Raw genomic sequence first — 25,776 nt, 5'->3', positions numbered from 1 at the left:
AAAGAGAGGCCATTGTGCCTCTCTTTTTTATGTTTAAACAGTTCTGACTTAGAGCTTTAAAACCCACTTAACCTTAAACTCTGCTCTGCATATTGCTCTAGATCAAAATAGGAGTGATTATCAATTGTATTACATGTTAAGAAATAGCACTATGCGCACATTGAATTTTATATATTGTTAATATTTGCATAATGAATCTTGCTCAAGTCGACCTCAATCTACTCGTTATTCTTAAACACCTTCTTGAAGAGAAGCACGTTTCCAACACGGCATTGGCGCTGGATATGAGCCAACCTACGGTGAGCCGATCTCTGCAAAAACTGCGTACCGTTTTCAATGATGATCTATTGGTGCGAGCGGCTTATGGCTATGAGTTAACGCCAAAAGCAGAAGCCATTAAGCAAGATCTCAATTCGGTACTGACACGTTTAGAAAAGCTGGTACATGGCGATGTATTCGAACCGCAAAGCAGTGACAGTACGGTTCGCTTCTTTGGTTTAGTGCCTAATGTCGCGCACTTGCTGCCCAAGGTAGTTGCGGAGATACGTCAACAAGCGCCAAACATGACTGTTGATATCGACTCGATTCCTAAACGACACTTTGAGCCTCTGTTATCCGGTGATGCGCACTTTGTGTTGTCGACCCACGAGCCGTTAAGTTCAGAGCAAAATTTGTATCGAATGTTCGTGATTAGCCGCGATTACCGTTTGCTGATGAGTAAAAAACATCCTTTGGCGGACAAAGAGATCACGGTTGATGACTTGTTGAATAGCCAACTTGGTCAAATCTCACTGCAAGGGGATAAGAAGCTCTCGATCGAAAGTCGATTTAAAGATCTTGGCTTGATTGATAAGCAGCGCCAGCTGTCCATTCCAATTCAGCTTTCCAATTTTAATGTCGCGCCGGATATGGCAGAAGCAACCGACATCATCTTTCATTTACCGACACCTTTTGCTCAACAAGCCGCTACGCAAAGAGATCTTGTTTGTAAACGCGTGCCTAAAGCGTTGCGCCACCCATCAGAAGACGTCTACTTATACTGGCATAAGCGCTTTCATAACGACCCGATGTGTCGCTGGGTTCGCAATATATTCAAAGAGCTTTATACATAATCCATCTGCAGGGTGAATGAAAATTACGAATGCCTATCGAGTTGGATATAGATCTCTTTCATTATTTGAATGGTGAATAACGAGAATCGATTTTTGGTATGAAACTTTCGTTGATAAGAGTGGTAGTTGGTTGTTTAATGCAAACCATTATCATTACCAATCACATATAAGAATGAATATCATGTCTGAGAGATCTCTTTTGATTCGCAAACCTCTTTTGGTTCGTAAACCCCTTTCGATCGCAGTCGCTGTTATTTGTACCTCACTTTCAGCTAACGTGTTGGCGCAAGAAGAAGCGCAAGCAACAGATGAGCAAATGGTTGTTACGGCAACTCGTACCGAGATGGCACTAAAACAAGCGCCAGCTTCAATGTCGGTTATCACCGCGCAAGACATTGAAGACAGCCCTGGTATTACCTTGGCAGACATCGTTGCCGAATCAACGAGTGTTGAGTCTGATTTTGATAGCACACGTGCTGGCCGTCAGATGATCTCTATTCGTGGTATGGATTCAGATTACACTCTTATCATGGTGAACGGTCGTCGTTTAAGCTCTGCAAGTGCCATCATCCGTGGTAACGACTTCGACCTATCAACGATTCCTGCTGATTCGATCGAACGTGTTGAAATAATCCGTGGCCCAATGTCTGCACTTTACGGTTCAGATGGTATGGGCGGTACAATCAACATCATCACTAAGGCTCCAGAAAACGATTGGAGCTCTACACTGAGCATGGACACTTCATCTCCACTTGATGGTGATGGAGGGGAAGAGTATTCGATGGGCTTCACGACATCTGGTGCGTTGATTGAAGACGAGTTGTTTGCTCGCCTATCTGTTAACCAAACTAGCCGTGATGCTTGGCAACCCTATTCTGGTACGCATAGCTCTGGTTACGATCGTTCAGACATTACTGCGTTAGAAGAAAGAGAGACATTAAGCTTACTCGCGAGCCTGACATGGAATGCAACAGACAACCAAACCATTGATTTCGATTTTGGTTACAGTGACGACGAACGTGAGTCATCTGCGGAAAACGTATCATCTGTGATTGAGTCTGACACACGTGTTGTACGTCAGAGCCAAGCGATCACACATAGTGGTTTTTGGAGCTGGGGTGACACGCAAGTACGTTATTCACGTGAAAATGTGACAGATAATGATGCTGCGGACTCAGATACTAACTATAGCAGTGACATCGAAGAACTGACTCAAATTGTTGAAGCTTCGGCGACCACTTATCTTGGTGATAGTCACACCGTAACGTTTGGTATGGACTACCAGTTGAGTGAATTAACCAACAAAGAAAACTTAGTCAATGGTACATCTGAAGCTTATCAAGGTGCGTTATTTGTTCAAGACCAATGGTTAATGACGGATCAACTAACGGCAACCATTGGTGGTCGTTTAGATAAGCATGAACTGTACGGTGAAGAGTTCAGCCCACGTGTGTACTTGGTTCATCAAACAACGAATGACCTGATCATCAAGGGTGGTGTGGGTAAAGCATTTAAAGCACCAACATTGACTCAAAATCAGACAGACTACACAGTTAATAGCTGTAAAGGCGTATGTGATTTACATGGTAATGAAGATCTTAAGCCCGAAACCAGCTTGAACTATGAGATCGCTGCGATTTATAGCCAACCTCGTTGGAATGTTGAAGGTGCCTTATTCCGAAATGAAATCAACGACCTAATTGATCGTGATGAAACCTATTGTGAGAACGGCGGAGTGTTTGAATCGGGTAAAGGTTGCGCTGATAGTTCAAGCTCAACTGGCTATGTGAATGGTAAGCGTACTTATACAAACGTATCAGAGGCTGTAGTTCAAGGTGCTGAGCTTACAGGCCAATTCCAAATTACTGATGAATGGGGTGTGTCTGGTAATTACACATTCTTAGACACTGAAGATAAGTCTACTGGTGACGAATTACTTGATCGTTACAAGCATTCGGGTTTAGTTAAACTGAACTGGAGCCCAACTTACGATCTAAGTACCTTCGTGAGTGCGCGTTACCGTGGTGAACGTCAGATCGAAAGCGATCTAACTCAAGACGCTTACACAACGCTGAACCTAGGTGCTGTCTACAACGTGAATGCTTCAGTACGACTACGTGCAGGTATCACGAACTTAACTGACGAAGCTGTATCACAAGAGCTAGAGAGCATGGGCTATGTTGAAGAGCCACGTACTTACTACGTAGGTATGACAGCGGACTTCTAATTTAGAGTTCAGTAACTGATAGCTTGATACAAAAGAACCCACACTGGCTGATGCTCTAAAAGGAGAATGGCGAGTGTGGGTTCTTTTTTGATCTATAGATTTGGTTTAATTTGCCGTTTATCTATTAATCTAGATTTTGACACATGTGATCAGCGCATTACCGGACTGAGTATCCCAAGGAATCAGCTTGTCGTAATCGTGCTCGAAGATATTAACCTCGAAGTAGGGCTTCAATATCTCGATTAACTCTTTAAACGAGAATGCCACCATTGGGTGTTCATCATTCCACATTTGAGTTTCACCAGCAGTCGTCTTTTCGATGCTAAGCTTTAGCGCTTGCTTATCACCCTGACCAGAGTAATACCAACCAGAACGGAACGTGAAATCGTCTTTGTCTTGGTTTGTTGTGTGTCTAACAAACAGGTCGTTGCTGATCTTGTCTTTATCAACCACGTTAAAACAGAAAATACCTTCTGGCTTTAACGCACGATGCACACTTTCAATACACTCTTTAAGCTTTTCAAGGCCATCGTTGTAATGGATGGAATACAGGAAGCAAGTGATAAGATCGAGTGGTTCCGTGACCTCAAAGTTACTCATGTTTTGTACTGAGAACTTGGCTTCCGGGCAGCGAACTTCTGCGATATCTAACATCGGCTTGTTAAGATCTAGGCCACCGCTTTGGTAACCGAAATCAATAAAATGACGAACGTGTGGGCCAGTGCCACAAGCTAAGTCGAGGTGTGTTTTTCCTTCATTTCCAAAGATTTGATGGAGTCTACGTACGCAGTTACTTTGCGCTTGGTAGTCAATATCTACACACATTAAATCATAGTAACCGGATAGGTCGGTATAGAGTGCGTTGGCGGACATATTTGCCTGCAGCATAAGCTGAAAAATTAGGGTGGCGCATCATATACCGAAATTGGAAAATCGCAATCAAATATTCGATCAATGAAAGCGTTTTATTTTCTAACTTATGGTCGTTTTAAATGAGACCGTTTAAAGGGATGTTTAAGCTGCCAACAACATCAGTACGCGTGTCATCGCTATTCACTTTGCCCTGACTACTTATTCGTTAACTAACACAGGTGTTGCTCCCTCAATGCAGCGACCATACGGGCTTTGCGGAACGCTTTTATCACGAGACGAGATAGGAAAAATATGGTATCTAGGTAAACCCAGTGTGACATTTATAATTTTATGATTAATCAGTAATTTTACTGATTCAAACCGAGTTCTTGAAAAGGAAACAATTAAGGAAAGTGGGCTGTTGATAAAAACCAAATCACTCAAGCTAAATAAGCGAACTAAACAAGGAGAGTTGTAACAATGACATCAGCAATAAATGCACAGGGTTCAATGGAAAATAGAACAGCATTGGAAAGCAGTGCTTCAATAGAAATTAAGGTGGATGACTTGTCGGGTGGGGAAGTCGTTGAACTGCTTGAAGAGCATCTTGCTGATATGTACGCAACTTCGCCAGCCGAAAGCGTCCATGCACTGGATCTAGATGGGCTCAAGTCACCAGAAATTACCTTTTTCAGTGCTTGGAAAGACAGCCAACTGCTTGGGTGTGTCGCCATTAAAGAGCTGAATACCCAACACGCTGAACTCAAATCAATGAGGACCTCACAGTTTGCTCGAAAGTCAGGTGTTGCGAGCCAACTTTTACAGCACGTATTGGATACAGCAACCGCCCGCCAGTATCAAACAATCAGTTTAGAGACCGGCTCAGAAGACTACTTTAAGGCTGCGCGTAACCTGTATGAAAAGTTTGGCTTTGGATACTGTGAACCCTTTGCTGATTATGTGTTGGATCCGCACAGCCAGTTTATGCGTATTGAGTTGCGTTAAGAGGCTAACCTTAGATGTCGACTTACTTTGCAGGTTTCTCCCTTGGCCTTTCGCTGATTCTTGCGATTGGCTCTCAAAATGCGTTTGTTTTAAAGCAAGGGCTTAAGAACCAACACGTATTGGCAGTTTGTGCTGTATGTGCCATTTCTGACGCCTTACTGATTAGCTTTGGCGTGACGGGCTTTGGCGCAATCGTTAAACAGTTCCCACAAATTGAGCAGTTCGCCCGTTATGGTGGCGCTATCTTTTTGGGTGTCTATTCATTCTTAAGCTTCCGATCAGCATTTACCGAAAACCACGCCTTAGAAGCCACGGCAGAAACTAAAGACTCATTAACCAAAGCGATTGCGATGTGTTTGGCGTTCACTTGGCTTAACCCGCATGTGTATTTGGATACTGTGGTATTGCTGGGGTCTATCTCAACTCAATATCAACCGGATCAAATGTTGTTTGGCGCTGGGGCGGTATCGGCGTCATTCGTGTTCTTCTTTTCACTTGGATATGGCGCTCGCTTCTTGGCTCCAATGTTTAAGAACCCGAGAGCGTGGAAGGTGTTGGAATTTGTCGTTGGCGTGATCATGGCATCTATTGCAATATCTTTGATTGTCTAGCTGCGCGTAATTAGGCTTCCATTTTGGTATAGGTGTTGAATACACGCCAGTAGAAAGCCTAACCTTACGTTTAATCTCACAAGCAGATGCAGTAAATATCGAATTCTTCGGCCCGAATGGTAATAGACTGGCAAGCCGTGATGTAGCGTTTAGCACAGTAACTCTGGGCGCTTCGTACAATTTTTGACGACCTCTGTGAAATAGCTTAAAGCTAAAGCTATGGACACCTAAAACCGCTCTAACGTTGAGCGGTTTTTTTATGTCAAAAATAACGATTGGTCACGCTATGGGCGGAGTTGGTCCAAAGCCTGAAATTAGTTGGTTTTCACAAGCTTATAAAAGGGAATTATCTCGACTATTTTGGTAGATTAAAGGTATTACAGACTTCCAGTGAGCAGCAATGAAGATTCTTCACACGTCCGATTGGCACCTTGGCCAAAACTTCTACAATAAAAGCCGCAAGAATGAACATGAACGGTTTTTACAATGGTTACTTGAGCAAGTTACAGAGCACGACATCGACGCGATCATTGTTGCTGGCGACATTTTCGATACCAGTACACCGCCGAGTTACGCTCGTGAGATGTATAACAAGTTTGTGGTCGATTCGAACAAGATCGGTTGCCAATTGGTGTTATTAGGTGGAAATCACGATTCAGTCTCTGTGCTTAAAGAGACACAACAGCTGCTCAAATACATGGGCGCAGACGTGATTCCTAATACCAATGAAGATTATGCGACTCAGGTTGTCGAGCTAAAAGGTAAGAACGGCGATGTAGAAGCGCTGGTTTGTGCCATTCCTTTTATTCGCCCTCGCGATGTGTTGATGAGCCAGGCGGGTGTCACTGGCGTTGAGCGTCAGAAGCAACTCGGCGATGCAATCAAACAGCATTATCAAAGTGTTTATGATGCGGCGGTTGCTAAGCGCGCGACGTTTGTAAACAGCGAGCACATGCCGATTATCGCTACCGGTCATTTAACGGCGATGGGTGTCCAACAATCGGATTCTGTGCGTGATATCTATGTCGGCAACCTTGATGGTTTCGCCGCTGATGGCTTCCCAGACGCAGACTATATCGCACTTGGTCATATCCATCGCCCACAAGTGGTGGCAAAGCGTGAATACATTCGTTATTCAGGCTCTCCAATCCCACTAAGTTTTGATGAACTTAAGTCTCAGAAACAAGTGTGTGTTGTTGAGTTTGTTGAAGGTGAGCGCACCATTTCTCAATTGCCTGTTCCCACATTCCAACCTCTAGCTGAAATCAAAGGCGACTTGAGCGAGATCGAATCTCAGCTGAACCAATACATAGGTTTAGATAGCGAACAAAGCGTGTGGTTATCGATCGAAGTGCAAGCGCAAGATTACCTTTCAGATCTCCAAGAACGTATGCGTGCATTGACCGAAGGCTTGAACGTAGAAGTACTTCAACTGCGCCGTGCAAGAGAGCGTCGTAATCAAGCATTAGAGCAAGAGTCGGCAGAAACCTTATCTGAACTGAGCCCGATGGACGTGTTTAGCAAGCGTATTGCCTTAGAAGAGTTTGAAACGGATTCTGAAAAAGCGCGTTTAGAGCGCATGACGGTGAAGTTTAAACAAGTGATGGTTGAAGTGTCTGAGAGCGCTCAAGCGCCAAACAAAGTAGAAGAGTAACCAGTATGAAGATTTTAAGCCTAGAATTTGAAAACCTGAACTCTTTGAAAGGACGTTGGAAGCTCGATTTCACCCAATCACCGTTTGCAGAAAATGGTCTGTTTGCGATTACTGGCCCAACAGGGGCGGGTAAAACCACCATTCTTGATGCGATTTGTTTGGCATTGTTCCACCGCACACCGCGTTTAAAGAGCATAGCTAAAGGCAACAACGAATTAATGACGCGTGGCACGGGTGAGTGTTTTGCTGAACTGGAATTTGAAGTTCAAGGTAAAACGTACCGATCTAATTTCCACCAAAAGCGAGCGCGTGGAAAACACGATGGCGCATTGCAAACGCCAACGTGCGAGTTTGCCGATGCGGACACCGACAAAGTCTTAGAGACCATGTTGACCAAGAAAACCAAGTTGGTGGAGCAGGTTACAGGGCTCGATTTCTCACGCTTCACTAAATCCATCATGTTGTCTCAGGGTGAGTTTGCGGCGTTCTTAAATGCCAATGCTAACGACCGTGCAGAGCTACTTGAAGAGCTGACGGGAACAGAAGTTTATAGCCTGATTTCAGAGCGTATCTACGATCATTTTAAGTCGAGTGAAGAGTCGCTTAATCAACTTAAAGCGAAAGCTGAAGGTGTGAGCTTACTGTCTGAAGAGCAAATCAAAGAGCTGACCGCAGAGCGTGAAACGCTAGAAGTAGAGCAGAAGCGTTTAGCCGAGCAATTAAAAGAGTGGCAAGTGCATCTTAGCTGGTGGAAAGACGTGACCAAAGCTGAGCAAACTATTGCGGCCAGTGAGCTCGATCTGAAAACCGCTCAAGATGAACTAGACCGTAACCAACCGTCACTAGAGCGCTTGGCAAACAGTGAACCGGCTGAAAAGCTGCGTCCAGTACACAAAGATTTAAAGCGTTGCGAACAAGAGGTGAACACTACTCAAGCTCACCTAGATAACAGCACCAAGTTACTTGCCGTTCGTGATGCAGAAATGCAAGACGCGCAAACTAAACTGACTCAAAGCAGTGCGATTGTCGAACAGGTAAAAGCCGAACAGCAGGATCAAGAGAAGATCATCGAGCAGGTTCGCCCGTTAGATAACCAAATTGCCGTACTCAAAGATAAGCAAACTGCGGCCGTTAGTGCAGCGAATACGCTTAACGAGCAACATACGCAGCAGCGTAATCAACAGATTGTTTTAGTCCAAAAAACAGATGCACTGAAGCAACAAGATAAACTCAGCACTGAGTACCTAAATACGCATCAAGCTGACCAACATCTGGAAAAATACCTAGGTCAGTGGCAAGCAAAGGTCGAGCAAGTTCGTACTCTAGAGCGCCAGCATTCAGAGCAGTTGAATTCAGCGAAGCAAGCTTTGTCTGCAGTTGATGCACAGCAAACGATCATCAAATCCGCGCAAGATGCTAAAGCAACGCAAGATAAAACTTTAGCTGAATTGGTTGTTCTCGAGAGTAGTGCAAAGCAACAGTGGGAAGCCTTGCAAGGCAACACTAGCGAGCAAGTGTTGAATTCGCAAAAAGATCTGTTGGAGTTTTGGAATCGCAATACGCACTCATTACTCGAGATCAATCGTGGTTTTCTAAATGCCCAACAACAGCTGCACGTGAAAACACAGGCACATCAAACCAACACCCAGTTGGTCGACAAGCTTTCGAAAGAGCGTGAAGTGTTGGTGGAGCGATATAAAGAGAAAGAGACTTCGCTTGAGCGATTAACGCGATTGATTGATCAAGAAGGTGAATTAGCAAAATATCGTGCAGCTCTAGAATCTGGGTCTGAATGCCCACTGTGTGGTTCAACAGACCATGCGATTGAACAGTCTCAAGATATTGCAAATTTGGTTGCTCAAAAGGATAGAGAAAACCTAGAGCTAACGGCTATCAAAAAAGAAGGCCAAGAGCATCGTCAGCAGTTAGATTCTCTTACCCTTGTGATTGCAGCGTTGAACGATGATATTCAACGTGCGCAAGCGGATATTCAGCAGGCTCAATTGAATTGGCAAGGCGTTGTCGGCAAGCTTCAACAGAGCTTATCGGATTTCGTTGGCACGGCTCCTGAACTGGCACTGCTAACGATTAACGATTTAGGCAATGAAGCTACAGTCGCGACCTTTGCTCAGCAGTGTGAACTTCAACTAAGTCAGAGCGCGCAGCAACTCAAAGCGTTGGGTGATGCTAAAGCGCATTACGCTGAAGCTGAGAAACAACGCCTGTCTGTAAGTGTTATGGCTGACAAGGCGCAGTCTAATCTCGAGTTGGCCGAGCAACGCTTAGCTGATTTGAATAAGCAAAACCAAGTCGCAAACGAGCAAGTGACTCAAATAGCTCAAGCGAAAGGCCAGCAATGGAACGCTTTGAAAGAGAGCATTGTTCAAACTTCTATCGAAGCACCTGAACTTGAGCATATCGATGATTGGTTTACTGCGAAATCGCAAGCATCAAGCACATGGCAGCAAACCAAACAGCAACAGGCCGATATTGAGAAGCAACTGATTACTCAAAATGCCGAATTGAAAACGTTAGACGACAAGCTAAGCAGTGTTGAGAAAGAGCTCGCGACACTGACGCAACAGAGTGAGTCTTTAGTGTCAGAACTCACTCGTGTAACGGCTGAAAGAACAGAGTTGTTTGGTGACAAAGACATTCAAGCCACCAGCAATGCGATGAAGCAAAGAGTCACTGAAGCAGTAAATGCATTTGATGCCGCGCAGTTAGTGCTTAACCGCAGCGAACTTGAACATCGAACCGAGCAAACCAAACACACTGGTTTCTCGGACGAGTTAGTCAGTAAGCAATCGAGCTACACACAAGCGTCGAATGCTTGGTTAGAAGCGCTGAAAACTAGCCCGTTCGAAGATGAGGCTAATTTTGAAGCAGCGTTGTTAGATGAAGAGGTTAGAACTCAACTTCAAAGCCTGAAGAAGTCTTTAGACGAAGCGATTGTCAGTGCGCAAGCTAGGTTGAACGCCGCCAAAGCGACACAAGTGGATCTACTAAATCACGAAAATGCGAAAGCATGGCAAGAGCAAAACCAACAGCAAGTTGAAGAAGCGACGACTGAGTGTCAAAACGCACAACAAAGCCATGCAACCAAGATCGGCGCAATTTCTGCCAATCTTGAAACGGATAGCCAGAACCGCAGTAATCAGCAAGATCTGTTTAAGCAAATTGATGAGCAACAAGTCGAGTTTGATGATATCTCTCGTTTGAACTCACTTATTGGCTCTAAGAACGGCGACAAGTTCCGTAAGTTTGCCCAAGGTTTAACATTGGAAAACTTGGTGTACCTTGCGAACAAGCAGCTACAACGTTTGCATGGTCGTTACGAGCTTAAACGTAAAGCCGACGATGGTTTAGAACTGCAAGTGCTCGACACATGGCAGGGCGATGTGATGCGTGATACAAAGACTTTATCAGGTGGCGAAAGCTTCTTGGTGAGCTTGGCGTTGGCATTAGCGCTATCTGATCTTGTGAGCTACAAAACCAGTATTGATTCTCTGTTCTTAGATGAAGGTTTCGGCACGTTGGATAGTGACACATTGGACATTGCCCTTAACGCGTTAGATAACTTGAATGCATCAGGCAAGATGATCGGTGTCATTAGCCACGTTGAAGCACTGAAAGAGCGAGTGCCCGTTCAGCTTAAAGTGACAAAACACTCTGGCTTAGGTGTGAGTGAGATGGAGAAGCAGTACAAGGTTGTCGCTTAGGTTGTTACTTTGGTTCTTGCTAAATTTATCTGCGCAGAAATAGAAACAGAGCTAGATGAAGCAGATCCCCGACTCAGTCGTTCCTCCTTCTCGAGGATGACGGAGTCGGGAGTAGTCACAAATCACTACGCAGTCACTCCTTAAAGTCAGGAACGAACGTCATAGAGAACTAGGCTTTGTTCGTATTGCCTTCGTCATTCTCTAAAGCGAGGTACGAGCGTAATAGGGAATCTCTAGTAAACGCAGGAAGTGGATGCTTCAAGAAGGGAACGGCCATGCACAAGAAACCCCATTTACCGACTAAGATATGTCCTGTTTGCCAAAAGCCTTTCGCATGGCGTAAAAAATGGCAGCGCTGTTGGGATGACGTGATCTACTGTTCTGAACGTTGTCGTCGTAATAAGTCTTAGTCCCATAATCTGAATAGATCAGGTCAATCCTCATGATCTAAACCCGTTAACTCCAATATTTCCTACCTTTGTCGTAATTTTGATGATCCTTTAATCGTTTCGTCATTCATTTCTCAAGTTAATATTTCTATCTGTAAGATAAGTGATGTATAAAGGCGGCATGAAGATACCTAAAAGAATACAGCCTTTAGTTGACGACGGTTTAGTCGACGAGGTGACAAGCCAACTCATGAGTGGCAAAGAAGCATCGGTGTACATTGTGCGCTGCGGCGATACGATCCGTTGTGCCAAGGTATATAAGGAAATAAGCCAACGCAGCTTCAAAAAAGCGACCGCGTATCGTGAAGGCCGAAAAGTCCGGAATAGCCGCCGCGCTCGAGCGATGGAAAAAGGCTCTGGCTTTGGTCGTGAACAACAAGAAAAGGTTTGGCAAAGTGCTGAAGTGGATGCCTTATATAAACTGGCAGAAGCGGGTGTTCGTGTGCCTGTCCCTTATGGTTGCTTTGATGGCGTACTGCTTATGGAGCTGGTCACTGACGATGAGGGTTACGTTGCACCACGTTTGAACGATGTGGTGATGTCAGCAGAGCAAGCGATCGAAGACCACGCCGTGATGATGACTTACGTAGTTAAAATGCTGTGTGTTGGTTTGATCCATGGTGACTTGTCTGAGTTCAACGTATTGGTGGATGAGTACGGTCCAGTAATTATCGACCTACCACAAGCGGTTGACGCTTCGGCTAACAACAACGCTGAGTGGATGCTGGCTCGTGACATCAATAACATCCGTGACTATTACGCTCAGTTTGCTCCTGAACTGGCAAAAACCGAGTATGCCAAGGAAATGTGGGCGCTGTACGAGAAAGGCGACTTGAAGCCAGACAGCAAACTGACGGGTGAGTTTACGGAAACCGACGACTTGGCTGATATCGAAGCCATCATGCAAGAGATAGACGCTGCGCGAATTGAAGAACAACATCGACGCGAGCGAGCTAAAGAAGAGAAAGAAGGTGTTGACGATACTAAGTTCAATTGGGCTGAATAATCGTGATGATCAGTTTTGATCTTTAGCTAGATATCAACCAAACGCCTTTTAAAACAGAGGCGTTCTTTCTAAATAAAAACCCAATGGAGCTTCAACTCTGTTGGGTTTTCTTTTTTAGCACTAATGAAAGACGAACACTCGTATCAACTACCAATTTAACTGTTCACCATCGTAAGCGTAGAAGTGCCCACTGTTATCCGGTGTGGCAGTGCGAATAATATCGACCAACTGATGGGCGACATAGCTTGACTCAAACAACTTACCTTCAGGGACATTGGTCTGAAAAGGCTTCGACAGAGCTGTGTCTGTCGTGCCCGGGTGCAGAGCCAACACGGTGCCTTTCTTAATGGTGCGTTGCCATTCGATCGACATGGTTTTGATGAACATATTTAGGGCTGCTTTCGATGAGCGGTAGCTATACCAACCGCCTAATCTGTTGTCTGAAATACTGCCAACCTTTGCGGATACCACAGCAAACTTTGGATTGTCGCTCGCTTTAAGTATCGGCGTGAAGTGTTTTGCTAATAACAAGCTGGGCAGGGTATTCACAGAGATGTTTTTGAGGAAAAACTCAGGGTCGATGGACGACAAGTTCTTTTCCGGTCCAAGATCTGGAGTGTGGAGCATACCCACGCAGTTGATCAGCCAATCAAGTTGTTCAAACTCAGAACTCAAGCGCTTAATATCAGCTTCGTCGGTGGCGTCGACTTTGTGCCAGCTCAAGCGATTGTTTTCTAGTTCCGGCTGTTGAGAGTGGTAAGTCGCGTCTACATGCACATCAAGAAAATCAAACCGAGAGAGCTCAGATAATAGGTGTTTAACCACAGCGAAACCAATACCGCCGCTCCCACCGACCACCAATATGTGTAATCTGAGTTGCTCCACCATTATAAGTTCTCCAAGTTTGTGATTCGTTGTTCAGCAGTATCGAGAATCGCTTGTTGTGATTGCTCATCCATGTTGTCCCAAGAGCGATATAACATGCCCATACGTGGGTTGCGGTTTAACGCATCGCGGTGCTGGTCCATAAAGCGCCAATACAAGCTATTGAAAGGGCAAGATTGCTCGCCGCTGCGTTCTTTTATCTTGTAGTGACAGCCTTTGCAGTAGTCACTCATGCGGTTGATATAGGAACCGCTGGCAGAGTATGGTTTGGTTCCTACGATCCCGCCATCCGCAAACAGTGCCATACCTCGCGTATTTGGCATTTCAACCCACTCAATCGCGTCGACGTAAATACCGAGGTACCAACTATCGACTTGGTCAGGGTCTATACCCGTGATTAAACAGAAGTTGCCAGTGATCATTAACCTTTGGATGTGGTGCGCGTAAGCAAACTCAAGAGACTGGTCAATCGCATGCTTCATGCAGTTCATCTTGGTTTGTCCGTCCCAAAAGTAATGGGGCAGGTTATTATGTGCTGAGTAATGGTTTTTGTTGGCGTAAGCAGGCATGTTTGCCCAATAGACGGCGCGTATGTACTCTCGCCACCCCAGTATTTGGCGTACAAATCCTTCGACCTGTGCAATATCGATGCTTGGCTTATCTGGTGAGCTGTCTCGAAGACAGGATGCTTGGTAGGCCGACAGTGCTGCATCAATCACTTCTTTAGGGCTCAGCAGTTTACTGTTCAACGAGAACGATATACGGCTATGATACAAGCTCCATTTAGAGTCGTGCTCTGTCGTCATCGCATCTTGAAACTGCCCAAATAACGGCAAGCAGACTTGGCAGAAATGAGCGAGTAGAGACAAGCTTTGTGCGCGGTTCACCGGCCATAGTAACTGGTTACCTACTTGACCAATAGTTTGCACTTGGTGGTGCTCGATACGCTGCAAAATGTCGGTTATGTCATTGGTAAACATTAGCGGCTGAGGCAGGTTTTCGATGTCTTGTTTCTTGAGTTTCTTTCGATTGTTCGCGTCGTAATTCCATTTGCCGCCAACGGGCTTTCCGTCTTCTAACAAAATGTCGAAACGCTTTCTCATTCGGCGATAGAAGTGCTCCATCATGATGTGTTTGTCTTTCGGAAACTGTTGTTCGATCTCTTCGAATGGAAAGAGGAAGTGTTCTGTATCACAACAACCTTTGGTCGCATTGGTGAGCTTGAGCTTGTTCATCTGCTCTAAAAGGCGATATTCATCTGGCCTTTGATATTCGAATTTCTCTGCGCCGAATTCGTGTACATAGTGCTTTAGAAGTGTGTCTAGGTTTTCAAATTGCGTTGTGTCGTCAAGAGTAAGGTGCAGTACTTGATGACCTTGTTCTTTGAGTTCGTTAGCGAAGTAACCCATCGCACAGAAAAACGCGGCCACTTTTTGAACGTGAGAGGCAACATAATCTGTTTCTTGTTTTAGCTCAGCAATGATGTAAATAACGTCATCGTTAACCTGTCTAAACCATGAATGCTCAATGTTGAGTTGGTCACCTAATACAAGTCGTACCGTTTTAAATTTCATAATGCGTCCTGGTTTGTGAGGCTTATTGTGACTGCGTTACCGCCTGTCCATTGATTGATGAAGGCATGGTCTGGGTCGTACATTTCAGTACGTTGATTCAAATCGAAATGACGTGATTTGTTAATTATTAGACGCTTACGAGTTGATAGGCTGACAAGATCACAAATGACTACTCTAAGTGGGAAATAGGAGATTTCGATCAGGATGAGTGTGTTGAAGAGGATATCAAGCCAACCAATAATACCGATAGAGGTTGGCAATGCCGGTTATTTTTGAGTGTCGAACTGGAGCTTCTATTCCATTGGAACAACGAGAATATCGATAGGGGAAGTATCGATGATCTGTTTAGAATGGGAGATGAGCTTATGCCAAAAATCATGGTGATGGCCGCATAGCAATAGGTCAACGCCGTTGGCTTCGATGGCATTTTTGAGCTTATCGTTCAAATCACCCGTTCCCACGAAAATGTGCTTGATTGGGTGCTTGGCGTAGGCTTCAAACTCTTTCAAATGCTTAACGGCATCTTCATTGATGGGTAAATCACCGTCATTTCCCTGAATATCAACGAGCTCTGGATAAATTTCTCCATGCGTACCATCGATATAAACAAATGAAATGCCAGCCTCCAGTTTATCAGCGAAGAAGGTCGCTCTATCAATGAGAATCTTGGTGTCGTCAGACAGTTCAAGTGCGACCAGAATATGTCGGTAATCCATAATTAAAGCCTCTTGTTGTGAGTTATGTAACAAGCATAGTTTCTGTTGACGCAAATGATATCGAAGAGATCTCATATTCCGTAAAATCATCATTCAATGTTCTTCTAAGCACTATCGTATTTATATCGCTTTGATTGGTAAGAAATTTACAAAAGGTTGATATAGTGGTTGAAGCGCTAGCTTATGCTGTTAGATAGGCTTGATAGTTCAATGCGCCAATAACGAAGAGGCATCAATGACAGCACTACTAACCATTCCCACTCGAACATTAGGTTTCGACTACGATATTGAGATCCGAGACTGGTCTCAAAAGCTCGTCGGCTTTCATGTGTTTGAAGATGGTAGACGACCGCTTGATGGAGGCATTGGGCTGAGCCTCAACCTTGTTGAACAGTTTGACGTGAATGGTCGTTGGCTAAATTCATTACCTGCGCGTTATCGTGAAATCACCGACGACTTTCCAGAATACCAATACCAGATGTTGTGGCTTGCTGCGAATACTTATGAAGCCGCGCAATTGCTTGAATTAAGGCCTGTTATTTTGGCTTTGATCTGCATGAAATACAGTGTCGACAACAAGAAAGCACTGGCACTAAGTCGCTTAGGGCAGAAGAAGATCCTTACCAAGTTGGGCTTAGACGGCAGCAAGGCGACACTCAAATTCATCGACAAGCTAGAGCTTCATTACAATGTTGGTGATGAACTCGACCACATTGTTCGCATTCTCGAGCCACTGCAAAGACGAGTTCTTAAGTTTAAGCATTACTCAAAAGTTGGATACACAGCCCTGCGTTTGGACCAAGTTCATCCATTTCTAACTGGTAGCAGGCTAGGGATTGCAATGGTGGAAGAGGGCAGACTTAACGCACCGTCGAAGATGGCGATGTTCCAAGATGCGATATTGCTAGGGCAAGATTTGGAGATGGATGATCCACTGCGCGCGATTACCAGTCAGAACTCTTTTGCGATGTTTGAACAACTCCATGACCGCTGGACGGAGCAACGCCAATTACGTCGTTTGGAGGGTAACTGCCCAATGGATAAAGACATCCCTTATCCCGTTCCTTTACTTGGCAATGACAACATTCATCCGCTCACGGATTATTACGACCTTGAACACGAAGGCATCGAGCAGAAGCACTGTATTGGCGTGTATCACAACCGAATCATGAGCGATCGTTATGTGGTGTTCCGCATGCTCAAGCCTCAGCGTTTAACCATAGGTTTACGCCGCGTCCCGAGCAAAGCATTTCCTTTTGAAATAGACCAAATCTGCGGAAAACGAAATGCACCTCCGTCGGAATCCGCTCGCCAAGTGATTCACGACTGGCTAGAAGCGAGTAAGCAAAAATATCCTAAGCAATAGCCATTAAGTAGAAGGAATACAGGATGTTTCAACAAGGCGATCTTTGCCCTCATTGTGGTTTGATTATTGTGATGCCTACGGATCTGCAAGGTGAATGCCTAGGATGCGGCGAAGAAATTAATCAAGACCCAGCAGACGATTACGACGAAGAAGAGTAGCTTTACCTACACTTAGATTAAACAAGGCTAGGATAGCCGAATTACTCTCTTTAAAAGGACGGAAAAATGCAGAAAGTAATCTTTAGAAATTGCGATGAAAACTCACCTTATTGGCATGAGTTAGAGGGCTTATTTCAAAGTGAATGGTCTGATTTCAAGTTTAAAGATACATATAAAGAAAACGTACAACTCCCTCCAGTAATAACAGTACTTCGCGATAATGTGGTCATTGGTGGCTTGGCGTATTCCTATTTTCAAGAACCTCACCAAGTTCGTGATGTAGTGTGGATCAACGCTGTGTTTGTCGACCCTCAATGGCGCGGTCAAGGCATTGCCAGTGAACTGATTAATCGTGGTGTCAGACAGGTTTCTTCTGCAGTGCAAACTCAACTCTACGCGTACACCAATATCATGGGTCTCTACCAAGGGCTAGGTTGGTCAATCGTAAATATCGAATCAGAACCGAACCATAAAGTGATGAGTATTGAGCTTAATCGATAAGCTCGGAATAAAAGCCTGATATTAGTTTATCTGCCGTTCGAGTAATGAATTTCTCCCTTTCATCCATAATGCATAAACCTGTTAAATTTTCGTTGAAACTCATGCCGATATCGCCTTTAAATCAAACAACTAGCTGTTGATTAAAACGATCAAGACGATTTATTGCAGCAGTTGTTGAGCACAAAGCCTATATTGACTAGAATGACGCACTTTTTTTATTTACGTACATACAGGTAATGAACATGAGCGATACTAATTCAAGACCAGCTTTACCAGATCATCTTGCAGGCAACCCACGCAGCCCACACCACGTTGCTGAGTGTTTCGAATACCCAATCGGCATTCGTCTAAATGGTAAAGAGCGTACTGATGTTGAAGAATACTGCATCAGCGAAGGTTGGGTTAAGATCCCTTCTCCAAAAGCGCTAGATCGTTTTGGTCAGCCAATGCTTATTACTCTAAAAGGCACTGTAGAAGCTTTTTACATCGACGCATAGTCACGTCGTGTGGCTAGCTAATACTTCGAGTAATTAGCTAATGTTTGCTTAATTAGCCAACATCAAGCCACCAAGCGTTATTACCTAAAAGGGTCTAGAGAAATCTAGACCCTTTTTGTTTGCATTGATTTTAGCGAACTTCTTTAACCAATAGCCCAAACCACCTTCATAACTCCACAGATTCAACCAAAATTGTTGTTATTCACTATGCATTCGCAGTAATAACAAAGTTGTTGTTGGTTGATTTATGTTCGCTCGCTCTTTTTGGATTTATTCGTACTCGAAAGTTCTGATGTTTAATTAAACAGATACAAACAAAAATATGAAGCGCAGTCTAATTAAATGAAACTAATATGCTGTATTTAAAGTTATTTTTTGTTAATAACTACCTCTATCACAGAAATTAATCCTGAAGCACATACAATTCCCTTGATTTCGAATGAGCGCTAAATTTTTTCGTTCGAGCATTTAAATTCTTCCTTCGCCCAATAATTATGAGGTTCCTATGTTTGGAATATTCAAACCTATGGCGCATATCGATCGCTTGTCATCAGATAAGATCGATAGCACCTACACACGACTACGATGGCAGCTGTTTCTTGGCATCTTCGTTGGCTATGCGGGGTACTACTTAGTCCGTAAAAACTTTAGTTTGGCGATGCCTTATCTCATTGAACAAGGTTTTAGCCGTGGAGAACTAGGGGTTGCATTAGCGGCGGTATCTATCGCTTACGGCTTATCTAAGTTCTTAATGGGCAGTGTTTCTGACCGTTCTAACCCTCGTTACTTCCTCAGCGGTGGCTTGTTAATGTCGGCGTTGGTGATGTTCTGCTTTGGCTTCATGCCTTGGGCAACAGGCAGCATCATTACGATGTTTATCCTGCTGTTCTTGAATGGTTGGTTCCAAGGTATGGGTTGGCCAGCTTGTGGACGAACCATGGTTCACTGGTGGTCACGAAAAGAACGTGGTGAGATAGTGTCAGTATGGAACGTTGCTCACAACGTGGGTGGCGGTTTGATTGGCCCAATGTTCTTGTTGGGGCTGTGGGCTTTTAACGACGATTGGCGAACCGCTTTTTATGTTCCTGCATTTTTTGCCACTCTCGTTGCTGTCTTTGTTTGGTTTACTGTAAGAGATACACCTCAATCTTGCGGCTTACCACCGATTGAAGAACACAAAGACGATTACCCAGACGACTACGATACGTCTCATGAGAAAGAAATGACGGCGAAAGAGATCTTCTTTAAGTACGTTTTCTCTAACAAACTGTTGTGGTCAATCGCTATTGCCAATGCGTTTGTTTACCTTATCCGCTATGGCGTACTCGATTGGGCTCCGGTTTACTTAAAAGAAGCAAAAGACTTCTCTGTAGATAAATCATCTTGGGCTTACTTCTTGTATGAGTGGGCAGGTATCCCTGGCACCTTATTGTGTGGTTGGATTTCAGATAAGTTATTCAAAGGCCGACGTGCACCTGCAGGTATCTTGTTCATGGTTCTAGTGACAGTCGCTGTGTTGGTATATTGGCTGAATCCAGCAGGTAACCCAACGGTTGATATGCTGGCACTGGTTGCGATTGGTTTCCTTATCTATGGTCCTGTAATGCTGATCGGTTTGTATGCACTGGAACTTGCGCCTAAGAAAGCAGCGGGTACAGCGGCTGGTCTAACGGGTTTGTTTGGTTACTTAGGTGGCGCGGTTGCTGCGAACGCAATACTCGGCTTTATGGTTGACCATTACGGCTGGGATGGCGGCTTCATTATTTTGGTCGGCGCTTGTGTGGCTTCAATCATCTGTCTGCTTTACGCCTTCTTAGGTGAGCGTGCGCACCATAAACAAAAAGATCTCGAACGAGAGAGAGAAGCGCTAGCTCAGTAGTGTATTTACTGAATCACATCTATAAATAACAACAGAGGCAGGTATATCCTGCTTCTGTTTTATCAAGGGAAACAATAATGAAAACAACGTCACTGTCTCTGACCTTATTAGCACTAAGCTTATCTGCAAATGCATTAGCAGATCCTTTAGTGATTGCGCATCGCGGCGCTTCTGGTTATTTACCTGAACACACTTTACCCGCTAAAGCGCTCGCTTACGCAATGAAACCCGACTACATCGAACAAGATGTCGTGATGACCAAAGACGACCAATTGGTGGTTTTGCATGATCATTATCTAGACCGAGTCACCGATGTCGCGGATCGCTTTCCAACACGTGCTCGTTCAGATGGCCGTTACTACGCGATTGATTTTACGCTCGCTGAGATCAAATCATTAAAGGTGACCGAAGGCTTTAAGTTAGATGAACAAGGCAACAGAGTGGCAGGGTACCCAACGCGCTTCCCAATGTGGCAGTCTGATTTCCGTGTCGCTACCTTTGCAGAAGAAATCGAGCTGATCCAAGGCCTAAATAAGACCTTAGGTTATGACGTGGGCATCTATCCTGAAATTAAAGCACCTTGGTTCCATCGTCACGAAGGCAAAGATATCTCAAAAGCTGTGCTTGCAACCTTGCATCAATATGGTTACCTATCAAAAGACGACAAAGTGTATTTGCAGTGTTTTGACGCCAATGAACTTCAACGCATTAACGATGAGCTCATGCCAGCGATGGAAATGGATCTTAAGCTCGTTCAGTTGATGGCTTATACAGATTGGAATGAAACCATGACGTACCAAGGTGACAAAGCAACGCCGTACAGTTATGACTGGATGTTTGAAGCTGGTGGCATGGATAAAGTGGCGTCTTATGCGGAAGGAATAGGCCCTTGGAAGCCAATGTTGGTGGACGATGCATCGACCAAAGATAACATCATTATTAAACCGTTAATGAAGTCAGCAAAAGACGCGGGCTTAGATGTTCACCCGTACACGTTCCGTGCTGACCCAGGAAGAATCCCAGCTTATGCTGACAACTTTGATGGCATGTTGGATGTCTTCTACAACCAAGTCAAAGTTGATGGTGTGTTTACCGACTTCCCAGACAAAGCGGTCGACTTCTTGAACCGTTAATACCCCGTCAGTTACGAGCTATTAGTAACGAGATACTAAGAGCCAAAAGCACCGACTAAAGGTGCTTTTGGTTCTTCTTTCACTTTTTGGATCTCCTTGTACTGGCCTCGAAATCCTACCTATATTCTTCTTTCTCAGCCCGCATTTTGATATTCACTCGGTTTACAGCTATAACCTGACTTGATAGGTTACTCCCAATGCAGCCAGATGCTTAATCTATAAGTGTTTATCGGCTCAACCTGATATTGAATTTGGAAAGATCATGGAAGAAAGAAGCAAAGCTTATCTTGATAGCTACCTCAACACATTACCAGCAGACGTTGCTTCGCAATACACCTCTTTTAGTGCCGACTATTACTGTGCTGATGAATACAACGCCAACCTCTGCGCCCAGTTAATTCTCAAGGGTGAAAAACAAGCGTCTTGCAGCCTTGAATATTGGTACAGCCATGAAGGCGAGACGAGACCAGTAGTTGGTCACTTGCAAGTCGTCACTGACTGGGATGGCAAGCCAGTTTGCATTGTAGAGATCACTTCAGTCTCACAGTGCAAATATAACGAAGTGACGGCGGAGTTTGCTGCTGCCGAAGGCGAGGGTGACAAAACACTCGAATGGTGGAAAGAAGCTCACTGGAACTTCTTCTCTCGTGAATGTGAAGAGCTCAAGATCTCACCAAGTGAAGACATGTTACTTATGTTGGAGCGTTTCAAAGTGGTTTATCAATAAAGGGTATTTTGTGTTTAGAAGATCGTGCTCCATAAACAGTAACAAGGTTGTCCATAATGAGCCTAACCGTCCGAGAAGTTTTTATAGGCTCGCTTAAACATTAGATAATTCATCGTATGCAGGAGGCAAGATGACAAAGCTAATCGAATTAACAGAAATAGTCTTATTCGACTGGGGCAATACGCTGATGGTCGATTTCCCAGACGCACAAGGGAAGATGTGTGACTGGGAAACCGTACAAGAAGTGAGTGGTGCTCGTGCATTACTGGGGGAGTTGTCGAAAACTCATCTAGTTTATGTTGCTACCAATGCTGGTGATTCCAGTAAAGACGACATCATTCGAGCCTTTGAGCGTGTTGGCCTGTCTCAATATATCTTGGGTTACTTTTGTAAGGCGAGCATTGGCTTTTCTAAGTTCGAGTCGGGGTTCTATCCTGCCATTATTTCTAAGCTCGGTGTTTCACCACAAGAGATCACCATGGTAGGCGACACTCTAGAGAAAGACATTTACCCAGCACTTGAAGCGGGTTTGCAAGCGGTGTGGTTGAACACGGAAGGTGCTGAGCTTAAGTCACAGCATCCAGGTATCGTACAAGTTCAATCCCTAAGCGAACTGTTGGAGTAGCGCGATTAACTCTCTGATATTAAGTTCAGATAAAGCGCTTGTCCGTTTTGACGTAAACCTCTCATCTCTTTGCTGTTTAATCCTCTAAGCTAACTCTAGTTTCTACTATGAGGGCTAGGTTATGAGTATCGAACGTCATGGAATATCGGTTGGAATTGAACGTGTTAGCGGTGAAACCATCGTTGTGTTTAAAGCGAAAGGCAAGCTTACACACGATGACTATCAAGCAATGATGCCAATTCTAAATACCACGCTAGAAGAACTCGATTCATCTGAACTCAAGATGCTGGTCGACATCTCCACCTTAACGGGTTGGGAGTTACGTGCTACTTGGGACGATTTTAAACTTGGATTAGAGCTCAATTCGAAGATAGACAAAATCGCGATATATGGTGATAAAAGCTGGCAAGAAATGGCATCAAAAGTCGGCAGTTGGTTTGTGTCGGGTGAGATTAAGTCATTCGAAGATCATGACTCTGCGCTTAATTGGCTAGTCGATTGATTCTATCTGCGGACAGCTAGCTAACAATCCCTAAACAACGCCAATGACAGTAGACGAGCATTGTCTCGAAAGCTGTTATTTTTCGTTTTGGCGATGATATTTCCTATTCGATTCAATAGAATATGTTTACTGCTGGATGTAATATACGCCTAGCGCGATACGTTGTGCTAACCAAAATAATAAACACAATAACAAGGTCTAAGAACATGAATAAGGTAATTGATAAGCTGGCTTGGATATTCATCAAAGACGGCAAGTTGTTGATGGTGAGATCAAAAGGCAAAGAACTGTTCTACCTACCGGGTGGTAAGCGTGAAGCTGGCGAAAGTGACGAACAAGCACTGGTTCGCGAAATCAAAGAAGAGATCTCAGTAGATTTAGTACCAGATTCCATCAAATACGTTGAGACCTTTACAGGCCAAGCTGATGGTAAAGCGGAAGGCGTATCAGTGCAATTGACTTGCTATCTTGCTGATTATACTGGCGAACTGTCTCCGGATGCCGAAATTGAAGAGCTTAAGTTTGTGGATGGCAACGACAGAGCGGTATGCTCATTGGCGGCACTGGTTGCGCTTGATTGGTTAGAAGCGAACCAGTATTTGGCTTAAGGTTTTAGCGGCTACTAGCTAATACTGAAGATTGATCTTCAAAAGATCATCGCTTACGAATAGCTTGAAGGGCGGCTGTCTTTCATCAATAGGTCGAGTTTCCTTTGAGCTTTCTTCGTGTTTTGTAAATCCACCACCTCAATCATTTCACACTCATCTCGTGCCATCTCATTAATCAGACTTGGATAGTGTCTGCAATCTTCTGGTCGGTCTAAGTAGATGCTGCATGTGTACTTGGCTTGAGCCTTGGTGTCTTTCGTCGGAACCAGCTCTAGAAAAGGGCAGCGAGTTAAACGTTCGCCAGATTCAGGGTCGAACCAGATCTCGCTTCCTCGAACATATTCAAAGATGTCTGGGTTGAACAACTCCCACAAATCGATCTCTTCTTGAGTTGCGGCAAGGTCACCATCTCCGTATTTGATACAGCATTTCCCGCATTGATTACAATTTTTCATTAGTGACTTCATTGGTTGGTGAGCTTTTATCATTTTACCACTGATAGGCGTGGCACGTTGATTTTGTTGTTCATGGTTATGCCGTTACGGGGCGGGAACTTGGAATAGTGGTACTTAAAATCAATTTATCTATGAACCACCACTCCAATCAAAGATGTAAACAGTGATACAATTTGCGCCTCTCACGTTATTCAAGCAAAGGCATCAAAATGAGAACCGTATACACCACCGAAGGCAACATTAACGCAAAGAAACAAAAAGAGGCTTACCCAAAGCTCGCTTTATGTGACAAGTGCGTTGGTGACTATGTGGTTATCGAGCAAGGTGAACGAACTTACAAGCCTTGTGCTAAATGTGGTGCCGACGATTAATGCGCCTTGATAAATACCTATGTAAAAGCACTGACCTAACCAAGCCTGAAGCGATTGAACGCATCCATAATGGCGAGGTGAACGTAAACAGTGAAACAGTTACTGATGAGTCAGCCCAGGTTCATGAAACCAACGCCATCTTGTTTAATGGCATGCCGCTTAAATTGCGTGAATTTCGATACCTCTTAATGCACAAGCCTGCGGGTACTATCTGTTCTAATGTCGATGAAGTTTATCCTTCACTGTTCAACTACATCGAGATAGACAAAGCATCAGAACTGCACATCGCAGGGCGCTTAGATGCCGACACCACAGGTTTAGTCTTAATTACCGATGATGGGCGCTGGTCATTCAATATTACGCTGCCAACCAAGTCTTGTAAGAAGGTGTATCGCGTGACATTGTCACGAGACATCAAAGACGATGTCGCTGATAAGTTTAAAGCGGGCATTCAATTGCAGGGCGAACAAAAGCCGACGCGTCCGGCAGAGCTCGAGGTGATTACCAGTAAAGAAGTGCTGTTGACCATTACAGAAGGCAAGTTTCATCAAGTAAAACGAATGTTTGCTGCGGTCGGGAATCGAGTTGTTGGCCTACACCGTGAACAGATTGGTGACGTTCGTTTGGATGTTGAAGCAGGCCAGTGGCGTTATCTAACTAAAGCCGAAGTTGACTCATTTTAGCAAGACTCTGAATAAGAGCTCTGAATAAACACCGTAACCACTTAAAGCGTTAAGCGTGTCAGCACCGGAATATCAATACTATAAGGATGTAGGATGGAAAACCTCAAAGTCTCAGAAACTAAGTCTTTTGTACCCGCGAAAGACTTCGATTTATCCAAGCGTTTTTACCAGTCAATCGGCTTTGAAGTGAAGTCTGAATTTCACGATATCGCCTATCTACGACACGGCAGTTGTGCGTTCCTTCTGCAAAACTTTTATGAACCTGCGCACTGTCAAAATTACATGATGCACTTGCTGGTTGAAGACGTAAAAAGTTGGTATCAAAACATCCAAAACTCTAATGTAGTGTCGGATTTTGAAGTTACCGTTTCCGATTGAGCTTGAATTTGTAACAGACTCGCGCGCATCTTCCCAATATCAAAACAATCCTTGGAGTATTTAGGGCGTGTTGATCTTTC

The 25,776-nt window shown here is 44.3% G+C and carries 25 protein-coding genes and 2 pseudogenes; 22 read left to right on the top strand and 5 right to left on the bottom strand.

Going from position 1 to position 25,776, the window contains the following annotated elements; translation table 11 throughout:
- Positions 1-191: 191 nt before the first annotated feature.
- Both AB4274_RS01480 and AB4274_RS01475 read left to right on the top strand, forming a co-directional pair.
- Positions 192-1,112: a LysR family transcriptional regulator gene (locus tag AB4274_RS01480; protein WP_017059189.1), complete on the top strand. Its 921-nt coding sequence runs from the start codon at positions 192-194 to the stop codon at positions 1,110-1,112.
- Positions 1,113-1,293: 181 nt separating this feature from the next.
- Positions 1,294-3,339, top strand: coding sequence for a TonB-dependent receptor domain-containing protein (locus AB4274_RS01475; protein ID WP_017066997.1), 2,046 nt, complete (start codon positions 1,294-1,296; stop codon positions 3,337-3,339).
- A 129-nt stretch (positions 3,340-3,468) separates the two neighbouring features.
- Here the strand turns inward: AB4274_RS01475 and AB4274_RS01470 are convergent, their stop codons facing one another.
- Entirely contained in the window at positions 3,469-4,212 is a 744-nt protein-coding gene (locus AB4274_RS01470) for a class I SAM-dependent methyltransferase (RefSeq protein WP_029235353.1), read from the bottom strand.
- 459 nt (positions 4,213-4,671) lie between these two features.
- Here AB4274_RS01470 and AB4274_RS01465 point away from each other — a divergent pair, with 459 nt between their 5' ends.
- The 7 genes and pseudogenes from AB4274_RS01465 (at position 4,672) to AB4274_RS01435 (ending at position 12,638) form a co-directional block, all read left to right on the top strand.
- Positions 4,672-5,196: a GNAT family N-acetyltransferase gene (locus AB4274_RS01465; protein ID WP_372083663.1), complete on the top strand. Its 525-nt coding sequence runs from the start codon at positions 4,672-4,674 to the stop codon at positions 5,194-5,196.
- A gap of 14 nt (positions 5,197-5,210) precedes the next feature.
- Entirely contained in the window at positions 5,211-5,807 is a 597-nt protein-coding gene (locus AB4274_RS01460; protein WP_017059193.1) for a LysE/ArgO family amino acid transporter, read from the top strand.
- A gap of 13 nt (positions 5,808-5,820) precedes the next feature.
- A pseudogene (locus AB4274_RS01455) lies at positions 5,821-5,994 on the top strand (porin family protein); the annotation flags it as partial.
- A 213-nt stretch (positions 5,995-6,207) separates the two neighbouring features.
- A complete protein-coding gene (gene sbcD, locus AB4274_RS01450) occupies positions 6,208-7,461 on the top strand; it encodes an exonuclease subunit SbcD (protein ID WP_372110663.1) in 1,254 nt (417 codons plus the stop codon).
- A 5-nt stretch (positions 7,462-7,466) separates the two neighbouring features.
- Positions 7,467-11,183, top strand: a complete 3,717-nt coding sequence (locus tag AB4274_RS01445; protein ID WP_372110660.1) for an AAA family ATPase — start codon at positions 7,467-7,469, stop codon at positions 11,181-11,183.
- A gap of 275 nt (positions 11,184-11,458) precedes the next feature.
- Positions 11,459-11,593: a DUF2256 domain-containing protein gene (locus AB4274_RS01440; RefSeq protein ID WP_081324519.1), complete on the top strand. Its 135-nt coding sequence runs from the start codon at positions 11,459-11,461 to the stop codon at positions 11,591-11,593.
- A gap of 160 nt (positions 11,594-11,753) precedes the next feature.
- Positions 11,754-12,638: a PA4780 family RIO1-like protein kinase gene (locus AB4274_RS01435; RefSeq protein ID WP_029235559.1), complete on the top strand. Its 885-nt coding sequence runs from the start codon at positions 11,754-11,756 to the stop codon at positions 12,636-12,638.
- 147 nt (positions 12,639-12,785) lie between these two features.
- Here AB4274_RS01435 and AB4274_RS01430 read toward each other — a convergent pair whose 3' ends face one another.
- The 3 genes from AB4274_RS01430 to AB4274_RS01420 form a co-directional block, all read right to left on the bottom strand.
- Positions 12,786-13,526 carry an SDR family oxidoreductase gene (locus AB4274_RS01430; RefSeq protein ID WP_065583629.1) on the bottom strand — a complete coding sequence of 247 codons (741 nt, stop codon included), beginning with the start codon at positions 13,524-13,526 and terminating at the stop codon, positions 12,786-12,788.
- Positions 13,526-15,097 (bottom strand): cryptochrome/photolyase family protein, encoded by a 1,572-nt coding sequence (locus tag AB4274_RS01425; protein WP_017063969.1) that lies wholly within the window; start codon positions 15,095-15,097, stop codon positions 13,526-13,528. The genes AB4274_RS01430 and AB4274_RS01425 overlap by 1 nt, the downstream gene beginning before the upstream one ends.
- Positions 15,098-15,390: 293 nt before the next feature.
- Positions 15,391-15,813, bottom strand: a complete 423-nt coding sequence (locus tag AB4274_RS01420; protein WP_017063967.1) for a universal stress protein — start codon at positions 15,811-15,813, stop codon at positions 15,391-15,393.
- 235 nt (positions 15,814-16,048) lie between these two features.
- On the opposite strand from AB4274_RS01420, the gene AB4274_RS01415 reads away from it, so the two are divergent.
- The 10 genes from AB4274_RS01415 (at position 16,049) to AB4274_RS01370 (ending at position 23,809) form a co-directional block, all read left to right on the top strand.
- Positions 16,049-17,179, top strand: coding sequence for a PcfJ domain-containing protein (locus AB4274_RS01415; RefSeq protein ID WP_017059201.1), 1,131 nt, complete (start codon positions 16,049-16,051; stop codon positions 17,177-17,179).
- 23 nt (positions 17,180-17,202) lie between these two features.
- Complete coding sequence (locus AB4274_RS01410; RefSeq protein ID WP_017059202.1) at positions 17,203-17,337, top strand: hypothetical protein; 135 nt, start codon at positions 17,203-17,205, stop codon at positions 17,335-17,337.
- A 66-nt stretch (positions 17,338-17,403) separates the two neighbouring features.
- On the top strand, positions 17,404-17,838 hold the full coding sequence (locus tag AB4274_RS01405; protein ID WP_017059203.1) for a GNAT family N-acetyltransferase: 435 nt from the start codon (positions 17,404-17,406) through the stop codon (positions 17,836-17,838).
- Between the two features lie 242 nt (positions 17,839-18,080).
- Positions 18,081-18,335, top strand: a complete 255-nt coding sequence (locus tag AB4274_RS01400; protein ID WP_017059204.1) for a DUF3297 family protein — start codon at positions 18,081-18,083, stop codon at positions 18,333-18,335.
- A gap of 505 nt (positions 18,336-18,840) precedes the next feature.
- Entirely contained in the window at positions 18,841-20,214 is a 1,374-nt protein-coding gene (gene glpT, locus AB4274_RS01395) for a glycerol-3-phosphate transporter (RefSeq protein ID WP_372110657.1), read from the top strand.
- A 77-nt stretch (positions 20,215-20,291) separates the two neighbouring features.
- Entirely contained in the window at positions 20,292-21,347 is a 1,056-nt protein-coding gene (gene glpQ, locus AB4274_RS01390; protein ID WP_372110654.1) for a glycerophosphodiester phosphodiesterase, read from the top strand.
- Between the two features lie 262 nt (positions 21,348-21,609).
- Positions 21,610-22,074: an ASCH domain-containing protein gene (locus AB4274_RS01385; protein ID WP_017059207.1), complete on the top strand. Its 465-nt coding sequence runs from the start codon at positions 21,610-21,612 to the stop codon at positions 22,072-22,074.
- A gap of 130 nt (positions 22,075-22,204) precedes the next feature.
- Positions 22,205-22,699 (top strand): HAD family hydrolase, encoded by a 495-nt coding sequence (locus AB4274_RS01380; RefSeq protein WP_136982728.1) that lies wholly within the window; start codon positions 22,205-22,207, stop codon positions 22,697-22,699.
- Positions 22,700-22,820: 121 nt separating this feature from the next.
- Positions 22,821-23,201 (top strand): STAS/SEC14 domain-containing protein, encoded by a 381-nt coding sequence (locus AB4274_RS01375; RefSeq protein ID WP_372110652.1) that lies wholly within the window; start codon positions 22,821-22,823, stop codon positions 23,199-23,201.
- Between the two features lie 206 nt (positions 23,202-23,407).
- The gene (locus AB4274_RS01370) at positions 23,408-23,809 is read left to right on the top strand and encodes an NUDIX domain-containing protein (RefSeq protein WP_017097423.1); all 402 of its coding nucleotides are present in this window, start codon (positions 23,408-23,410) and stop codon (positions 23,807-23,809) included.
- A gap of 53 nt (positions 23,810-23,862) precedes the next feature.
- Here AB4274_RS01370 and AB4274_RS01365 read toward each other — a convergent pair whose 3' ends face one another.
- Positions 23,863-24,264: a YkgJ family cysteine cluster protein gene (locus AB4274_RS01365; protein ID WP_372110649.1), complete on the bottom strand. Its 402-nt coding sequence runs from the start codon at positions 24,262-24,264 to the stop codon at positions 23,863-23,865.
- A 209-nt stretch (positions 24,265-24,473) separates the two neighbouring features.
- On the opposite strand from AB4274_RS01365, the gene AB4274_RS01360 reads away from it, so the two are divergent.
- The 3 genes and pseudogenes from AB4274_RS01360 to AB4274_RS01350 form a co-directional block, all read left to right on the top strand.
- Positions 24,474-24,635, top strand: coding sequence for a hypothetical protein (locus AB4274_RS01360; RefSeq protein WP_017059212.1), 162 nt, complete (start codon positions 24,474-24,476; stop codon positions 24,633-24,635).
- Positions 24,635-25,318: a pseudouridine synthase gene (locus tag AB4274_RS01355; protein WP_372110647.1), complete on the top strand. Its 684-nt coding sequence runs from the start codon at positions 24,635-24,637 to the stop codon at positions 25,316-25,318. Before AB4274_RS01360 ends, AB4274_RS01355 begins: the two co-directional genes overlap by 1 nt.
- A 93-nt stretch (positions 25,319-25,411) precedes the next feature.
- A pseudogene (locus tag AB4274_RS01350) lies at positions 25,412-25,693 on the top strand (glyoxalase); the annotation flags it as partial.
- Between the last annotated feature and the right edge of the window lie 83 nt (positions 25,694-25,776).

It is taken from the genome of Vibrio sp. 10N.261.55.A10 (assembly GCF_041470825.1).
GTDB classification, from domain to species: Bacteria; Pseudomonadota; Gammaproteobacteria; order Enterobacterales; family Vibrionaceae; genus Vibrio; species Vibrio crassostreae_C.
The sequence above is the reverse complement of the archived record's forward strand: the minus strand, read 5'-3'. Positions and strand labels throughout refer to the sequence as shown.

Excerpts from the sequence above, each read along its gene's own strand:
- glpQ (WP_372110654.1), top strand. The coding sequence starts at position 20,292 with ATGAAAACAACGTCACTGTCTCTGACCTTATTAGCACTAAGCTTATCT.
- AB4274_RS01415 (WP_017059201.1), top strand. The coding sequence starts at position 16,049 with ATGACAGCACTACTAACCATTCCCACTCGAACATTAGGTTTCGACTAC.
- AB4274_RS01475 (WP_017066997.1), top strand. The coding sequence starts at position 1,294 with ATGTCTGAGAGATCTCTTTTGATTCGCAAACCTCTTTTGGTTCGTAAA.
- AB4274_RS01470 (WP_029235353.1), bottom strand. The coding sequence starts at position 4,212 with ATGTCCGCCAACGCACTCTATACCGACCTATCCGGTTACTATGATTTA.
- AB4274_RS01385 (WP_017059207.1), top strand. The coding sequence starts at position 21,610 with ATGGAAGAAAGAAGCAAAGCTTATCTTGATAGCTACCTCAACACATTA.
- AB4274_RS01465 (WP_372083663.1), top strand. The coding sequence starts at position 4,672 with ATGACATCAGCAATAAATGCACAGGGTTCAATGGAAAATAGAACAGCA.
- sbcD (WP_372110663.1), top strand. The coding sequence starts at position 6,208 with ATGAAGATTCTTCACACGTCCGATTGGCACCTTGGCCAAAACTTCTAC.
- AB4274_RS01445 (WP_372110660.1), top strand. The coding sequence starts at position 7,467 with ATGAAGATTTTAAGCCTAGAATTTGAAAACCTGAACTCTTTGAAAGGA.
- AB4274_RS01380 (WP_136982728.1), top strand. The coding sequence starts at position 22,205 with ATGACAAAGCTAATCGAATTAACAGAAATAGTCTTATTCGACTGGGGC.
- AB4274_RS01370 (WP_017097423.1), top strand. The coding sequence starts at position 23,408 with ATGAATAAGGTAATTGATAAGCTGGCTTGGATATTCATCAAAGACGGC.
- AB4274_RS01425 (WP_017063969.1), bottom strand. The coding sequence starts at position 15,097 with ATGAAATTTAAAACGGTACGACTTGTATTAGGTGACCAACTCAACATT.
- AB4274_RS01410 (WP_017059202.1), top strand. The coding sequence starts at position 17,203 with ATGTTTCAACAAGGCGATCTTTGCCCTCATTGTGGTTTGATTATTGTG.
- AB4274_RS01430 (WP_065583629.1), bottom strand. The coding sequence starts at position 13,526 with ATGGTGGAGCAACTCAGATTACACATATTGGTGGTCGGTGGGAGCGGC.
- AB4274_RS01355 (WP_372110647.1), top strand. The coding sequence starts at position 24,635 with ATGCGCCTTGATAAATACCTATGTAAAAGCACTGACCTAACCAAGCCT.
- AB4274_RS01420 (WP_017063967.1), bottom strand. The coding sequence starts at position 15,813 with ATGGATTACCGACATATTCTGGTCGCACTTGAACTGTCTGACGACACC.
- AB4274_RS01440 (WP_081324519.1), top strand. The coding sequence starts at position 11,459 with ATGCACAAGAAACCCCATTTACCGACTAAGATATGTCCTGTTTGCCAA.
- AB4274_RS01400 (WP_017059204.1), top strand. The coding sequence starts at position 18,081 with ATGAGCGATACTAATTCAAGACCAGCTTTACCAGATCATCTTGCAGGC.
- AB4274_RS01405 (WP_017059203.1), top strand. The coding sequence starts at position 17,404 with ATGCAGAAAGTAATCTTTAGAAATTGCGATGAAAACTCACCTTATTGG.
- AB4274_RS01360 (WP_017059212.1), top strand. The coding sequence starts at position 24,474 with ATGAGAACCGTATACACCACCGAAGGCAACATTAACGCAAAGAAACAA.
- AB4274_RS01460 (WP_017059193.1), top strand. The coding sequence starts at position 5,211 with ATGTCGACTTACTTTGCAGGTTTCTCCCTTGGCCTTTCGCTGATTCTT.
- AB4274_RS01435 (WP_029235559.1), top strand. The coding sequence starts at position 11,754 with ATGAAGATACCTAAAAGAATACAGCCTTTAGTTGACGACGGTTTAGTC.
- AB4274_RS01365 (WP_372110649.1), bottom strand. The coding sequence starts at position 24,264 with ATGAAAAATTGTAATCAATGCGGGAAATGCTGTATCAAATACGGAGAT.
- glpT (WP_372110657.1), top strand. The coding sequence starts at position 18,841 with ATGTTTGGAATATTCAAACCTATGGCGCATATCGATCGCTTGTCATCA.
- AB4274_RS01480 (WP_017059189.1), top strand. The coding sequence starts at position 192 with ATGAATCTTGCTCAAGTCGACCTCAATCTACTCGTTATTCTTAAACAC.
- AB4274_RS01375 (WP_372110652.1), top strand. The coding sequence starts at position 22,821 with ATGAGTATCGAACGTCATGGAATATCGGTTGGAATTGAACGTGTTAGC.